This is a genomic window from Duganella sp. Root1480D1, assembly GCF_001427305.1.
GTDB lineage: Bacteria > Pseudomonadota > Gammaproteobacteria > Burkholderiales > Burkholderiaceae_D > Rugamonas.
On sequence record NZ_LMFZ01000034.1, the window covers coordinates 275,476 to 290,731 of the forward strand.

The 15,256-nt window shown below is 62.0% G+C and carries 13 protein-coding genes and 1 tRNA gene; 8 read left to right on the forward strand and 6 right to left on the reverse strand.

Annotated features, from left to right (window positions below; translation table 11 throughout):
• Nucleotides 1–52 precede the first annotated feature (52 nt).
• Nucleotides 53–2,413: a TonB-dependent receptor gene (locus ASD58_RS22195; protein ID WP_057263391.1), complete on the reverse strand. Its 2,361-nt coding sequence runs from the start codon at nt 2,411–2,413 to the stop codon at nt 53–55.
• Between the two features lie 110 nt (nt 2,414–2,523).
• On the opposite strand from ASD58_RS22195, the gene ASD58_RS22200 reads away from it, so the two are divergent.
• Both ASD58_RS22200 and ASD58_RS22205 read left to right on the forward strand, forming a co-directional pair.
• Nucleotides 2,524–4,086, forward strand: coding sequence for a tryptophan halogenase family protein (locus ASD58_RS22200; protein WP_057263392.1), 1,563 nt, complete (start codon nt 2,524–2,526; stop codon nt 4,084–4,086).
• A gap of 53 nt (nt 4,087–4,139) precedes the next feature.
• Nucleotides 4,140–5,171, forward strand: coding sequence for a LacI family DNA-binding transcriptional regulator (locus ASD58_RS22205; RefSeq protein WP_057263393.1), 1,032 nt, complete (start codon nt 4,140–4,142; stop codon nt 5,169–5,171).
• A gap of 3 nt (nt 5,172–5,174) precedes the next feature.
• Here the strand turns inward: ASD58_RS22205 and ASD58_RS22210 are convergent, their stop codons facing one another.
• Entirely contained in the window at nt 5,175–6,260 is a 1,086-nt protein-coding gene (locus ASD58_RS22210) for a M23 family metallopeptidase (RefSeq protein ID WP_057263394.1), read from the reverse strand.
• A gap of 127 nt (nt 6,261–6,387) precedes the next feature.
• Between ASD58_RS22210 and ASD58_RS22215 the strand changes: the two genes are divergently transcribed.
• The 6 genes from ASD58_RS22215 to ASD58_RS22240 all read left to right on the forward strand — a co-directional run bounded on the left by ASD58_RS22215 (nt 6,388) and on the right by ASD58_RS22240 (nt 9,727).
• Nucleotides 6,388–6,477 (forward strand) — tRNA-Ser (locus ASD58_RS22215).
• A 251-nt stretch (nt 6,478–6,728) separates the two neighbouring features.
• Nucleotides 6,729–7,061 carry a hypothetical protein gene (locus ASD58_RS22220; protein WP_057263395.1) on the forward strand — a complete coding sequence of 111 codons (333 nt, stop codon included), beginning with the start codon at nt 6,729–6,731 and terminating at the stop codon, nt 7,059–7,061.
• 9 nt (nt 7,062–7,070) lie between these two features.
• Nucleotides 7,071–7,403 (forward strand): response regulator, encoded by a 333-nt coding sequence (locus ASD58_RS22225; RefSeq protein ID WP_057263396.1) that lies wholly within the window; start codon nt 7,071–7,073, stop codon nt 7,401–7,403.
• Nucleotides 7,404–7,456: 53 nt separating this feature from the next.
• The gene (locus ASD58_RS22230; RefSeq protein ID WP_057263397.1) at nt 7,457–7,801 is read left to right on the forward strand and encodes a YggL family protein; all 345 of its coding nucleotides are present in this window, start codon (nt 7,457–7,459) and stop codon (nt 7,799–7,801) included.
• Nucleotides 7,802–7,902: 101 nt separating this feature from the next.
• Complete coding sequence (locus tag ASD58_RS22235) at nt 7,903–8,928, forward strand: alpha/beta hydrolase (protein ID WP_156401421.1); 1,026 nt, start codon at nt 7,903–7,905, stop codon at nt 8,926–8,928.
• Nucleotides 8,929–8,938: 10 nt separating this feature from the next.
• Nucleotides 8,939–9,727 carry an alpha/beta fold hydrolase gene (locus tag ASD58_RS22240; protein WP_057263398.1) on the forward strand — a complete coding sequence of 263 codons (789 nt, stop codon included), beginning with the start codon at nt 8,939–8,941 and terminating at the stop codon, nt 9,725–9,727.
• Here ASD58_RS22240 and ASD58_RS22245 read toward each other — a convergent pair.
• From ASD58_RS22245 to ASD58_RS22260, 4 genes are all read right to left on the reverse strand, one after another.
• On the reverse strand, nt 9,724–11,784 hold the full coding sequence (locus tag ASD58_RS22245) for a bifunctional diguanylate cyclase/phosphodiesterase (protein ID WP_057263399.1): 2,061 nt from the start codon (nt 11,782–11,784) through the stop codon (nt 9,724–9,726). The genes ASD58_RS22240 and ASD58_RS22245 overlap by 4 nt on opposite strands.
• 2 nt (nt 11,785–11,786) lie before the next feature.
• A complete protein-coding gene (locus ASD58_RS22250; RefSeq protein WP_229210062.1) occupies nt 11,787–12,860 on the reverse strand; it encodes an HDOD domain-containing protein in 1,074 nt (357 codons plus the stop codon).
• Between the two features lie 295 nt (nt 12,861–13,155).
• Nucleotides 13,156–13,785 (reverse strand): response regulator transcription factor, encoded by a 630-nt coding sequence (locus ASD58_RS22255; protein WP_057263401.1) that lies wholly within the window; start codon nt 13,783–13,785, stop codon nt 13,156–13,158.
• A complete protein-coding gene (locus tag ASD58_RS22260; RefSeq protein ID WP_057263402.1) occupies nt 13,782–15,143 on the reverse strand; it encodes a cache domain-containing protein in 1,362 nt (453 codons plus the stop codon). The genes ASD58_RS22255 and ASD58_RS22260 overlap by 4 nt, the downstream gene beginning before the upstream one ends.
• Between the last annotated feature and the right edge of the window lie 113 nt (nt 15,144–15,256).

Genomic DNA, 15,256 nt, shown 5'->3' on the forward strand with positions numbered 1-15,256 from the left:
AGCTTAGGGATGGCCTGCCCCGGGGGACGAGGCAGGCCGCGTTGCGACGGGCTTAGAAGTCGATGCCCGCGTTAACACCGATGGTGCGTGGAGGCAGGTACTGCGCCACCCACACATTGGCGCCGTTCATGGCGCTGGTCTTGATGCGCTTGTCGCCTACGTTACGCACGAAGGCATCCACCCAGAACTGCTTCGGTCCCTGGTAGCGCAGGCCGAGGTCGAACTTGGTGTAAGCAGCTTGCTGGTCTTCCGGTCCCAGGTTGAAGATCGACAGCTCGGACTTGGTTTCGTAGTGTGCCGAAACGCGCGGAATCAAGGTGTCGCCATTCGCCAGGCGGAAGGTGTGCTGGTAGTTCAGGTGGGCCGAGAACTTTGGAGCGTGCGGCATGATGTTGCCGGTCACGTCCAGGCAGTTCGAGTTCAGGTCCGGGCAGAACGGCAGGGCATAGTCGTTCGAGCCGGCGATCAGGAAGCCCAGCTTGGTATGCGTGTATGCCAGGGCCAGCGCCAGCTTGTCGTCCGGCGACAGCTTGGCCTGGATTTCCGATTCGAAGCCCCACACCTTGGCGCCGTCCACGTTACTGGTGACGAAGATGTGCGACCCGTCCGGCTTGGTAACTGGAGAACTGAACTGGAAGTCCTTGAAGTTCTCATAGTACAGGGCGTTGTTGATGCGCAGTGCGCCGCCCAGGAAGGAGCTCTTGCTGCCGATCTCGTAATTGGTCAGGGTCTCGGGATCGTAAGTACGGCCGCCATCCTGCAGGCCGCCGGCCTTGTAGCCGGTAGCTACGCTGGCGTACAGCATATGGTTCTTGTCGACGTCGTAGCTCAGGCGTGCCAGGCCGGTGGTCTTGCTGCCTTTGTAGCGGCCATCGTTTGACGGCACACTTGGGCTGTAGCCTTGGCCAGGCTTGGTCGGGTCGATGCTTGGGCTCAGCGGAACCTGCGGCACAGTTGGGTCGCCGTTCCAGGTATAGCCGTTACCACCTTCGTTGGTGCGCTTGTCCGAGGTGTAGCGCAGGCCGCCGGTCAGGTGCATGCTACCGACATTCCAGGTGGCCTGGCCGAACACGGCGCGCGAATCCACAGTTTCTTTCGGCTGGATGAAGGACCCTTGCCATGCCACGCTGCCTTGCTGCGTGCCGTGCATGATCGGGATGTCGAAGCGGATGCCGTTGTCTTCCGCCGCATAGTAGGCGCCCAGTTGCCAGTCCACTTCCTTCTGGCCGACCGATTGCAATTGCAGTTCGTGGCTGTTGCTGCTGTACTTGGACCAGACGGTGTTGTTGGCCTGGTAGTCGCCGCCCGTGGTGAAGCTGGTTGGCAGCACGCGGCCGCCGTCCTGGTCGTAGGTGGACGAGCCGGAGAACTTGGAGTGGCCGGCAATGTAGGTCAGCGACATGTCCGGGCTCACCGCGTATTCGAGGCGGCTGCGGAAGGTGTTCACATTACGGTGCAGGAACGGGGCGGTATCGATCAGGGCCGACCACTCGTCCTGGCCAGCGCGCGGCGTCTGCATCAGGTTCATGTTCGGGGTGCCGCGGTCCTGGAAGCGCTCGTAGGAGATATTCCACTTCAGGCGATCGGTCGGCTGGTACAGCCAGCTCACGCGCACGCCGCTCTGGTTCTGCGCGTTGTAGCGCGGGCCGTTGACGACGTAGTTGTTCGGGTTAATCGGCTGGAACTTGGCGGGATCGCCGCCGCCTGCCAGGTAAGCCGCCTGCTGGGATGCCAGCGAGATATTCGGCAAGGTCTGGTACTTCACGTAGCCGTCATGCTGCTCGTGGATCACCGCCACGCGCAGAGCGGAGTTGTCGCCGGTCGGCACGTTCAGGGCGGCACGGGCGCCGAGGCGGGCGTAATCGCCGATGCCGCCGGAGACGCTGCCCGAGAACTCCTTCAGCTTGGGCTTGACCGTCTGCATATTGACCGCGCCCACGGTGGAGTTGCGGCCCCACAGCGTGCCTTGCGGGCCGCGCAGCACTTCAATCGCTTCCACGTCGAACAGCAGCGCGGTGGCGCCTTCCGGACGTGGCGAGTAGATGCCGTCCACAAAGAAGGCCACTTCAGGATCGGCGTATTCGGTCTTGGCGGAGTCGTTGCCGATGCCGCGCATGGTCATGGTGATGACGCCGTGGTCGCCCTGGCCGGTGGCCTGGAAGCTTGGCACTAGGTTGGTGACGTCCTGGATGGTTTGCACGTGTGCGTCTTCGAGCGCCGCTGCGTCCAGGGCGGTCACCGCCACCGGAGTTTTTTGCAGGGAAGTGGTGCGCTTGGTCGCCGTGATCAGCACTTCCGGCACGACGGTGGAATCGGTATTGGCGGCAGGCGCAGCGGGAGCTTGTTGCGCGGTAGCGCTATTTGCGGACGCGACCAGGGCCAGCACCCCGATCTGGATTGCAGAAAACTTCATATTGTCTCCGGGTTGTTGTTGTGAAAACGATTTCTTATTGCTTGAAAACGTTTTCATGGTACATTTTCAAAAAATAAAAAGTCAACAAATTTTTTAAGGAGACGACAAAAATGGTACCGATTCCAACACAGCGGATACTCATCGTTGGCGGCGGCAGCGCAGGCTGGCTGTGCGCCGCTTACCTGGCCAAGATGTTCGGCGACAGCAAGGAAATCACGCTGGTCGAAGCACCCGAAATCGGCGCCATTGGCGTAGGCGAAGGCAGCTTCCCCTCCCTGCGCGCGACGCTGGCGGCACTCGGCATTCCGGAAGCGGAATTCGTGCGCGAATCGAGCGCCACTTTCAAGCAAGGCATCACCTTCCAGAACTGGCTGTATGGCGGCGACCACTACTTCCATCCGTTCTCGATGCCGAGCCAGCGCCCGGGCGCACCGGAACTGCTGCCCTATTGGCTGCAAGGCCTGGCGGGCGATACGCCATTCGCCGAAGCCGTCACCATGCAAAAGCGTGTAGTCGATGCGCAGCGCGCGCCAAAACGTCCCGGCGACAGCGACTACAACGGCCCGATGAACTACGCCTACCACTTCGACGCCATCCGTTTTGCGGGGCTGCTGGCCAGGCACGCCCGCAAACTCGGCGTGCGCCACGTGCAGGACCACGTCGAAGGCGTGCAGCGCGACCTCGATGGCGCCATTGCCAGCGTCGAAACCCGCGAACACGGTGCGCTCACTGCCGACCTATACATCGACTGCTCCGGCTTCCGCGCGCTGCTGATCGGCGGCGCGCTTGGCTCGCCGTTCCGCAGCGTGAGCGACGTGCTGTTGTGCGATACGGCGCTGGCGGTGCAAGTGCCCCACCCTGCCCTGGACACGCCAATCGCCTCCGCCACCATCTCCACCGCACACGAAGCCGGCTGGACCTGGGACATCGGCCTGCAGGAACGGCGCGGCATCGGCTACGTCTATTCGAGCCGACACACCAGCGACGAACGCGCCGAGCAAGTACTGCGCGCCTACGCCGGCCCGGCGGCGGATGGACTGAACGTGCGCAAGATCCCCATGCGCGTCGGCTACCGCGAACAACACTGGATCAAGAATTGCGTAGCGATCGGCCTTGCCGGCGGCTTCCTCGAACCACTCGAAGCATCCGGCATCGGCCTGGTGGAATCGGCGGTGCACATGCTGGGCGCCCTGTTCCCGCACAACGGCGAAATGGCTCCGGTGGCGCGCCACTTCAACCAGTTCATGAGCGAACGCTATGCCCGCATCGTGGACTTCATCAAGCTGCACTACTGCCTGAGCAAGCGCCGTGAGCAATTCTGGATCGACAACTGCGACCCCGCCACCTGGACCGACAGCCTGCGCGACAAGCTCGCCATGTGGCGCTGCCGCCCGCCGCAGCGCATGGATTTCCTGACCGATTTCGAAATGTACCCGCCCACCAGCTGGCAATACGTCCTGTACGGCATGGGCTTCCCCAAGACGATGCCGCCCTTGGCCGGCTTGCAGGGGCTGGCCGACGTGGCACGCCAGGAATTCGCCAACATCGCCGCCGTGTCGGCGCGGGCGGTGGCAGACCTGCCAGACCATCGCGCCTTCGTCACCCAGCTATGCCAGCATGAAAACGCTTTCAGAAACGACTTTCATGCCATTCGTGCAACGCTAAGCCACTGAGCGCTTTCTGCTGCCAAGTTCTATGGTAATCTCCGCTTGAAAAGCATTTCATAATGAGAAACCCCTTGAACGACCACGCCAACATCCCCACGCCAGCCACGCTGACCGACGTAGCCCGCCGCGCGGGCGTCTCCCCCAGCACCGTATCGCGCATCCTGAACGGCACCGCCAAGGTGGCAGACGACAAGCGGCAAGCCGTGCAGGCCGCGATCAGCGAGCTGAATTTTGCCCCCAACCAGATGGCGCAGAGCCTGAAGCACGGGCGCACGATGACGATCGGGATCGTGGTGCAGGACATCGCCTCGCCCTTCTTCGACGAGATCCTGCACGGCGTTGACGACGGGCTGAAAGGCACCGGCTACGCCTCGGTGATCGTCAGCGGCCACTGGAATGCCGACGAAGAGGCGGAGCGCATCCGGCTGCTGCTGGCGCGCAAAGTGGACGGCATCATCCTGCTGACCGGCCGCATGACCGACGCAGCGGTGCTGGGCTTCGCCGCGCAACGCCCCGTCGTATCGCTGGGCCGCGTGCTGCGCACCAACCGCGCCATCGGCTTCGCACTCGATAATGAACACGGCGCCTGGCTGGCCGTGCGCCACCTGATCGAAATGGGCCACCGCCGTATCGCCCACCTGGCGGGCCCGGTCGAAAACCGCGATTCGGTGGAGCGCCTGGCCGGCTACAAACGTGCGCTGAAGGAAGCAGATATTCCCTTCGACCCGGCGCTGGTCGTGGAGGGCAACCTGCAGGAAGCCGGCGGCCTGATGGCGATGAACCGCCTGTACGACAGCCAGCATCCGTTCACCGCAGTCTTCGCGGTCAACGACCAGACAGCATACGGCGCGCGGCTTTTCCTGTACCGCAAAGGCATCCGCGTGCCGGACGACGTTTCGCTGGTCGGCTTCGACGACCTGCCTGGCTCCTCGTACACCACGCCGCCGCTGACCACCATCCGCCAGCCGCTGTACGTCATCGGCCAGACGGCCGTGCAGTCCATGCTCGGATTGATCAACGGCGAGGAAGTGGAAGGCACGATTCCGCCGGTGGAGCTGGTGGTGCGCGAAACCACGCGGCGCATCCGCTAGCGCTTACGGCAGGCGGCGCACCACGTCGCCGCTATCGACCTGACCCTGCTTGACCTTGAGCCAGTTCTTGCCGGTCAGGCGCTCGAAATTATTGAAGGGCGATGGCAGCGCATCCGCATCAAATCCGGGCGCATTCTTCAGGTCATAGTGCAGGTGTACCAGGAAGGCGTCGCCCGAAAAGCCCATTTCACCGACCTTCTGCCCCGCTTTCACGGTATCGCCCACCTTGACTGTCACGCTGCCCTGCTTCATATGGGCCAACAGGCTGATTTCACCGTTGCCATGGTCGATCTCCACATGGTTGCCCCACATGATGCTCGGGTCGGCGATGAACTGTTCCTTGCCAAAGGAAGGTCCCTTGCCCTTGGAGTTATCCGGAATGGTGGCAACTGCACGAATCACTTTGCCGCCCGCCGGCGCCACGATGGGCTTTCCCCAGCCATACCAGTCTTCATTGCGTGAACCGTCGCCCTTGAACATGCGCCCCTGGTCGTCGGTGGCAACGAAGTCATAGCTGTAGCGCATGAAGTTGCGCTGCCATTTCAGCGCTTGCGCCATCGGATCGAGCAATGGCAGGCGGCGGTGATGGCCATAGAAATCATGGCCGTCGTGCACCAGCACCGGTCCGGCGAGCGGCAGTTGCAACTGCGCTTTCGGCTTGAACGCGCTTGGCGCCACTGGAACTTCAACGGTGTATTTGGTGTCGTCGCCCACGTCGAATTTGAAGGTATAGCGCAGGCGGGAGATATCCAGCTCCTGGGGGAATGCAAACAGGGGGTTGAATACCAACTCCGACTTGCCCGGCTCAATCAAGCGATTTGGCACCACCAGCACGCTGCGGCCATTGGCACCTACGCGGTACTGCGCCACCAGCTTGCCGGCGTCGCCCAGCACGGAAACTTCGACTTCGCTCAGTTCAACCTTGTCCTGGCTATCGTTCTTGACCAGGAAGTCGATGTTCAGCAGTTGCTGGCCCTTGCCCTGCTCAATCAGCGGCTTGGCCGGCGACACGCTCACTTCGACAGGGGCAGCCCAAGCCATGCCGCTAGCCAGAGCCATTGCCGCGAAGGCGGTGTTATGCAATTTCATTCAGTCCCCCAAGAGTTTTTAAAAGTGGGGCGACTTTACCCGGCACCGGGGCGCAAATGCGGGAATTTGCGACGAACTGCATGATTCTTGGCGTGATTGGCGTGGGGAATGTATAATCCAGCCCTCCGGAAGCGTGGCCGAGTGGTTGAAGGCAGCAGTCTTGAAAACTGCCGACGGTTAATCCCGTTCGTGAGTTCGAATCTCACCGCTTCCGCCAGACATCATAACGAGCCCTTGTAAATCAAGGGCTCTTGTTTTTCCGCGCCGCCCTTTGAGCCGCCTATGGGACTTCATCCTCTCCTCGTAACACCTGAGTTGCGGAAACGGTTTCCGCAACCCATCTCAGTAAACACTCTGTTTCGCAACTCTCACACCAGCCCAGGCCATTATCAAGTAAATAAGAGAACGGAGCGATCAGTGGGTTTTGCCTGGGATTTTCTGGCTTATGCAACCGTGTAACAGCTCGACATGGAATGGACGGCGGGTCGAATAGAACTTACGCAGCCTCACTTTAAGTCTGCAGCGGAAGGCGCAGAATATATCGCAGCACTTCGAGGCAAGGTTGTACAGGCCAACGAATTGCAGGCTAGCCTGGTCGGCAAAACTGATGAAATTCAGGCGCACATGGAGCGTACTCTGAAAGAACTCCAGGTTCTCAGTTCGCAGACCAAAGAAGCTTGGACTGAACTGGAAGCATTACAGGATCGGGTCGAAGAAGAATCGCAGCATCTGGGTAAAGTATCAAGTACTGTGGAGTCGTTGAACTACGAAGCGAGAAGGGCTCGCGGGGACTTCTACTAGAAACTTCCGTTGCAGGCCTCCGGCCACCAGGTGCGCGAGGTCCATAATGGACAAGAAGGGCTCAGACTCGCGTTCGAGTTCGAGCCGGAAGTCGTCCTGCTCGACCTGGGCATGCCCGGAATGTCGGGCTTCGACGTGGCGCGCGAACTGCGGGGGCGAACCACCCAACCCGGGCCGCGTATCATCGCCGTCACCGGATGGGGCCAGGAAGCCGATCGCCGGTTGACGCGCGAGGCCGGCTTCGACTTTCACCTGACCAAGCCGGTCAATCACACGGAACTGGACGTGCTGCTGTCGATGAATTTGCCGGCTCCCGGACAGGCGGCGCCGGTCCGGCATTAGGCGGAGCCCTTCTCCTGTACTAACATCCCAGGTCCTAAATTTCAGGCACCATCATGACCGCATCCCGCCGCTATAACAGACGCCAACTCAAGAAAAAGCACCTCGGTGAATTCCAGGAACTCGGTTTCCTCGTCGAGGCACAACTGGTCGGCACGCTGACCCTTGCTGAACACAACGCGCTGATCCACCAGTTCCTCGAAGAAGCCATCGAGGCCAATGGCCTCGCCTTTGGCGGTGGATACGACGACGATTTCGGCGGCATCATGGTGTCGAACAAGCCATACGGCAAAGTCGACGAAAGCCACCGCACCCTGGTGCAGGATTGGCTTTCCAAGCAGGCCAAACTGACCAACATCAAAGTCGGCGAACTGCGCGACGCCTGGTACGGTTGGGGTTAATTGCGCGTCCAGCGCTCCCATCGACCAGGAAAGGGCAGCCCGTGTGGCTGCCCTTTTTTATTATGCTAACCTTGCCATTCCACTAATCACGGAAGGGCAAAGTGAAATCACTGCTTCTCACCGCAGCAGGCTTGCTGGCTTTTCCAGCCCAGGCTTCGCAACAATTCGACGTGCCTTCCGCGCCGGGCATCACCCTGGCGGTGACCGAGGTCGGGCAGCATCACGGCAAGCGCCCTATCCTGCTGGTGCATGGTGCGCGGGTCAGCTCGAAGGCTTCGTTCGACTTGCCGGTGGCGGGCGGCTCGCTGGCGGCCGACCTGGCGGCACGCGGATTTGATGTCTACACGCTCGATGTGCGCGGCTATGGCGCTTCAACCAGGCTTGCCGAGATGGCGTCGGCGCCGACGACAGGTGCGGCACTGGTGCGCACCAATGCCGCTGTCGAAGATATCGATGCGGCGGTGGACTTTGCGCGCAGGCGCAGTGGCGGCGCCAAGGTGGCGCTGCTTGGCTGGGCGACTGGGGGCCAATGGGCCGGGCATTATGCGACCCTGCATTCGCCGAAACTGAGCGCGGTGGTCATGCTGAACAGCCTCTATCGCGGCACCACCGCGCATCCACTGATTGGGCGCGGAACGGGCATGGAGGACAAGGAACAGCTAGGCACCTTCAACCGCGCGGCTTGCGGCAATTACCGTGTGTCCGACGCGGCGTCTACCCTGGGCCCGTGGGACCGCACGCTGGGCGAGGATAAGGACAGTGCGCGCGATCCGGGCGTGGCAAAGGCTTATGTCGAGGCGGCACTGGATAGTGACAGCACCAGCGCCCAGCGCGAGCCGCGCAGCTTCCGTGCGCCCTGCGGGGCGATGGAAGACAGCTTCTACCTCGCCACTGGCCGCCAGTTGTGGGACGCGTCGCTGATCACGGCGCCAGTGCTGGCGATAGCCGGTGAAAAGGATTTCTGGTCGCGACCGGAAGACATGGCGAACCTGCAGGCGGACCTGGTGCACGCCGCCGCCGTGCGCATGGTGCGCATTCCTGGCGCCACCCACTTCCTGCACCTGGAGCGCCCGGACCGCGGCCGCGCGCAGCTTATCGATGAAGTGGACAGCTTTGTACCCAAATAAGGGAGGGGCGATGATTGGATTTTTCAGCAGGCTTGCAGCGATATTCGTGTTCGCTGGCACAGCCATGGCGCAGACCGCGCCGCAAGCCGTGGGCGTAGTTGTCATGCACGGCAAAGGCGGTTCGCCGGCAAAATTTGTGGCGGAACTGGCGTCCGGTCTGGAGGCCAAGGGGCACCTTGTCGCCAATATCGAAATGCCCTGGTCGGGCAACCGGAATTACGACGTCAATACGGCTGCGGCGGAAGGGGAAATCGAGGCGGCGTTGACGGGTTTGCGGGCAAAAGGCGCAAGCCGCCTTTTCGTGGCCGGACATAGCCAGGGCGGAACGTTCGCACTGCACTACGGCAGCAAGCATGCGGTGGACGGCGTCATTGCCATCGCGCCCGGCGCAAGCAGCGCCAGCCAGGTGATTCGAGAAAAGCTGGGCGGAACCCTGGAGGAGGCCAGGAAGCTCATCGCAGCGGGCAAAGGCGGCGAGACCGCGCGATTGCAGGATTTCGAAGGCGCCAAGGGAACCTATGCAGTTGTCTGCAAGCCTGATAACTACGTCTCCTGGTTCGATCCCGACGGCGCGATGAACCTGATGCAGTCGATTCGCGGCATGCGGCCGGAAAATCCCGTGCTGCTGGTGGTGCCGAAGAACGATTATCCTGGCCTGCTCAAGGCCAAGCAGGCTAACTTCGATGCCCTGCCGCGCAATCCGCGCACCAGGCTATATGAGCCGGACGCCACGCATACAGGCGCGCCCGCCGCTTCGCGCGATGAGGTCTCGCGCTGGATGATGGAGGTGGCGAACTAGCCCGCGTTGGCGGCGCGGGGCTCCGCAGGCGTCCAGTTCCGTAACAGGGCGTCTTCGAACTCCTGGGCGGGCAAGGGGCGCGAGAACAGGTAGCCCTGCACTTCGTCGCAGCCCGAATCCTTGAGGAAGGCCAGTTGTTCGGGGGTTTCAACCCCTTCGGCGATCACCTTGTGCTTCAGTTGCTGGGCGATGCTGATGATGGTGCTGGCAATGGCACAGTCGTTGGTGTCGACCGGGATTCCGGTGGTGAAGGAGCGGTCGATCTTCAGCGTATCGATCGGGAAGCGCTTCAGGTAGGACAGGCTGGAATAGCCGGTACCGAAATCGTCCAGCGATAACGTGATGCCGGAGGCGGTCAGGCGGTCCATGATGCCGATCACGCGTTCGATATTGTGCATCAGGGTGGATTCGGTGATTTCCAGTTCCAGCCAGGACGGTTCGAGGCCGTAGCGCTGCAGCGTTTCCATCACGCGGCCCGGCAGCGCGGAGGTGAATTCGCGCGCCGATACGTTGACTGCCAGCCGTACCGGAGGCAAGCCCTTTTCCTTCCAGGCCTGCGCCTGCGCGCAAGCGGCCTCCAGGACCCATTCGCCGACTTGCACCACCAGCCCGGTTGCTTCCGCCAGCGGGATGAATTCGGCCGGCGGCACCAGCCCGCGCTCGGGATGCTTCCAGCGCACCAGCGCTTCGGCGCCGATGATCTTACCGGTGCTGATTTCAAACTTCGGCTGGTAATGCAGCAGCAGTTGTCCGTTGCCCAGCGCCTGGCGCAGTCCGGATTCGATGCGCATGCGTTCCTGCATGCCTTTGTTCATGTCCTGGCTGTAGAAGGCGATATGCTCGCCGTCCGTCGAGGAGTTCTGCTTGGCGCGGTACATGGCGATATCGGCCAGGCGCAGCAAGGTTTCCGCGTCGTTGCCGTCCTGCGGGTAGACGCTGATGCCGATCGATGCGCTGACGCGCAGGTCGTGGCCGTCGATCAGGAAAGGCTCGTTCAGCGCCGACAGCAGCTTGTTGGCTACCATGCTCGCCTCGTAATGCTGGTGGATATCGAACAGGCCGACCGCGAATTCGTCGCCGGACAGGCGCGCCACCACGTCCTGGTCGCGCAGGGCCAGGCGGAAGCGCTGCGATATTTCACGCAGCAGCGCATCGCCAACGGCACGGCCCAGCGTGTCGTTAATCAGCTTGAAGCGGTTCAAGTCGATGAACATGACGCAGCCGTGGGCCTTGCTGCGCTGGGCCACGATCAGGGCCTGGTCTACCAGCTTGGTCAGGAGCGAGCGGTTCGGCAGGCCTGTCAGCGCATCGTAATACGCCAGGTGGTGGATGCGTTCCTCCGCCTGCTTGCGCTCAGTGATGTCGGTCAGGTAGGCGATCAGGCCGATCGAGCGGTCTTCCATATCGCACAGCTGCGACAGCGACAGGCTGGCCCAGAATATTTCGCCATTCTTTTTCTTGCGGCGCACTTCCATCAGGCGCCCGCCCTGCTCCAGGAATTCATCACCGAGGTCTTCATCTTCGTCGTCGTACAGGAAGATGATGTTGCGGCCGACCGCTTCCACCGCCGAATAGCCGAACAGGCGCTCGGCGCCCTTGTTCCAGCTTGTGATGAAACCGTTCAGGTCCATCGTCAGGACCGACTCGTGGATCTGGTCCAGGATCTGCGACTGGTGCTGCAGGCGCGCTTCCACCTGCACGTAGGCGTGGGTGGTGCGCTGCGCTACCGAGTGCACTTGCAGCACGCTGGCGGCCAGGCTGGCCAGGCTGGCCAGGTTCTGACGGGTGGTCTCCGCATAGCTCTCCAGGCCCGACACTTCAAAGCGGCCGAAGTACTGGCTGTCGAACTGGACCAGTTGCGACAGTCCGCTTTCCCATCCCGGCAAGCCGGTGGCGGGGGTCATGTCGCGCGGCACGTAGCGGCCGTGCGGGCTACCGGTGACTTCACGCGCGATGCGGCCCAATTCCTCTACCAGCGCGGGTCCGCGCAGGCGCAGCACGGCATCGCACATGGCGGCGCTGCTGGCGAGGAAGTTGGCAACCGGTTGCTGGTGCATGCTTACACGTTCCTGCTGACCTGCAGCGCCCAATGGTAGGCCTGCAACAGGCTGCGCCAATAGGTTTCGTTGTCGATGCCAACGTCGCGCAGGGCGCTCGCCTGCGGTTCATGCATTTCGACCAGCGCCAGCATTTCACCCAGTTCGCCGCTGCGGTCCAGCAGGGCCGCGACCACGTCCAGGTCAAGGTTCAGGGCGGATACGATCTCGGTCATCGGCATCGCCAGCAGCACGTCCAGCAGCGAGAATACGCCGACCAGGAACGCCATGTCCTGCTCATCGCGGTCGCCTTCGCGCAGCTTGCACAAGGCTTCCATTTGCGCCGCGCGCAGGGCCGCCAGCGGCAGCAATGCATTGGCCGGGCCGTCGGCCTGCTGGCGCGCGTACAGCAGCAGTTGCAACCAGCGTTGCAGCTGGCGGCGTCCCAGCAGGTTGATGGCCTGGCCGAAGTTGTGGATCGGGTTGCTGCTCGGCGCGAAGGCAGCCGAATTGACCAGCTTGAGCAACTGGAAGGACAACGCCGGGTCCTGCTTCAGCAAGGCTTCCAGTTCACGCGAATCGGCATCCTGGGCCAGCAGGCCAAGCAGCGCAAGCAGGCGTTTGCGGGTGGTGCCATCGCCCTGCCCCGCCTCATGTTCCTGCACACGCGGCAGCTCGCCGCGAAACAGCGTGAAACCGGCTTTGCGGCATTCGCCGGCGCGCACCGGATCGGCATTGCGCGCCAGGTGCGGGCCGGGCAGCGACATCAGCGCCAGCGCACCGGGCAACGCATCGGCGCAATCGGCATCAAGGCCACGGATGCCGGCTCGCGCGGCGGCGACGCCGGCTTCGCCGTCCGCCAGCAAGCGCAAACCACGGTCAGCTAGCTGCTTGCAGCGCGCCTGCACCGCCACATCGGCCAGCAGCGCGGCGGGAACGGTGAATACCATGCGCTCAAGCGGCAGGCCATCGAGCTGGGTAGCGTCGAGTGCGAGCGGATCGGCAAGGGGGATGAAGTAATCGAGGGAACCCAGTTGTTCGGATTCAGGGCAGCACAGGAGCGATTGCAGCGTTGACAGCGATGCGGCTACCGGCATTTGAAACGCCAGTCCTACCCAGTGGTTTTGGGCATCCAGGACAGGCTTGATTCCCACCAGCGGTATCGATTTCGGATCTGACGCAAACATCGGAATCTCGGTGTGGTAACACGAACAATGGTAAATGGTCTATTGATGTAAAGCAACCATTGAGCGCGCGCAGACACCCTGTGTTACAAGACTCGGGGAGTCTAACAGAAATTGCCCAAAAGTCAGCTTTTGGGTGATAGAGGAGATAATCGAATTGCAGGTTTTGTACCAGTAACGATACATTACTGTATTAAATTGGCAATTCCTACTTATCGAATTGTGCGTGTTGGACGGCAAACTTGATCAATTCTGCCTGTCCTTCGATGCCAAGCTTGCGTTTTATATTAAGGCGGTGGGTTTCCACTGTGCGCACGCTGAGGTCCAGTTGACGCGCAATAAGCTTGTTGGATTCGCCATTGGCGAGGTGGCGCAGCACCTCCGCTTCACGGCTGGTGAGCTGGTTATCCTGGGCCATGGGCTTGGCCAGTTGCTGCGCCAGGTTGGCGCTGTAGTAGATGCCGCCGGCCATCACCGTTTCGATGGCGACCACGATATCCTTGCCCGGCGCGTCTTTCAGCACATAGCCGCGGGCGCCGGCCTGGATGGCCTGGGTCACGTATTCCAGCTTGTCGTGCATCGACAGGATCAGCACCGCAATCGCCGGGAATTGGCGCTTGAACAGGGCGGTGGCTTCAATGCCGTTGGTGCCGCGCATATTGATGTCCATCAGCACCAGGTCGGGGCTGTGCAAGCCTGCAGCTTCCAGCGCTTCGGCCGCGCTGCCTGCTTCCGCTACTACTTCGAATTGCGCCATGGCTTCCAGCCGCGCGCGCAGGCCGTCGCGCACCAGGGGATGGTCGTCTACCAGCAGGATTCTTGTTCGCAGCTCACTCATTGATTGCCTCTGTTGTCTACACGCGCCACCACGATGGTGCCGGCTGGCGAGGATTCGATGCGGAACTGGCCGCCGATCGCGTCCATGCGTTCCATCATATTCCGTAAGCCGATGCCACGCTTCGGATGGCCGGCGATGCCCTCGGCATCGAAGCCGCTGCCGTTGTCGGCGATGCGCAGCGTGACGCCTCCGGCATCGCCTTCAAGTTCAATATTGATGCGGGTGGCGGCTGCGTGGCGCTCGATATTGGTCAGCGCTTCCTGCGCAATGCGGAACAGCACCGTGTTGGCCACGTCCGGCAATCGGTCGGTGCAGCCGGCCGCGCTGAAGGCTACGTCGACGCCGATGTGCACGCGAAATTCAGCGGCCAGGTGGTCGAGCGCGGCCGCCAGGCCCAGGTCGTCCAGGATGGCGGGACGCAGGTTATGCGAGATGCGGCGCACCTCGCCCAGCACATTGTTCAACTGTTCCGCCGTGTGTTCGAAAGCTGCCTTGGCCTTGTCCTGCTGCGCAGGATTGCCAAGCCGGATAATGCCCGCTTCGATCTGCAGCTTGATCGACACCAGCCATTGGCTGATACCGTCGTGCAGGTCGCGCGACAGGCGCGCCCTTTCCTCCTCCTGCGATTCGACCACGCGCTGCGCCAGCACCTTGAGCTTGGCATCGGCCACGCGGTATTCGCGGATATTCAACGCCAGGCCGGACACGCCCACCGCCACCAGCGCCATGGCCGCAATCGCCGCCATCCACAGCAAGGTGTTGCGGATATTGCCGCGCTGCTGGGCGTCGACCTTGGCCAGCGCGGCGTCGACATCGTCCAGGTAAATGCCGGTGCCCAGCATCCAGCCCCATTCCGGCAATGGAATCACGTAGCCAAGCTTGGGGGCCGATTTGTGGGTGGATGGTTTGACCCAGTTGTAGCGCTCCAGCCCTCCCCCTTCACGGGCGCGGGCCAGCAGGCGCTGGATGGTGGGATTGCCTTCGTCGTCCCTCAGCATGAACAGGTTCTGCCCCACCAGCTCCGGCTGGCGCGGATGCATCAGCGAATTGCCCTGCATGTCGTAGACGAAGAAATATCCGTCATCACCGAAACTCAGGGTCGACAGGATGCGTTTCGCTTCGTCGAGCGTGGCCGGGTCCTTGCGGCCGGACTGCACCAGGTGGGCAATCGAATGGTTGGCCAGCGTGACGTAGTGTTTGAGTTCCGCTTCCTTGCTGGCCAGGTAGGCCTGCTGGATGGTGTCGCGCTGCTGGCGGGCGAGCGTGGTCGCCTGGTAGCGCACCGCAATGGCGATCGCGCACAGGGCCAGGATCAGGGGCGCAATGGCCAGGAACAGGAACTTTTGCCGCAGCTTCATGCGGCGATTGTAAGCCCGCTGCTGCGCGCTTGTCCTACGTAGTTGTACGGACGGCGTTTGCGTAGTGGTGCGCTTGTGACAGATATTCAATTCCTGAATACTGGCCATTCATC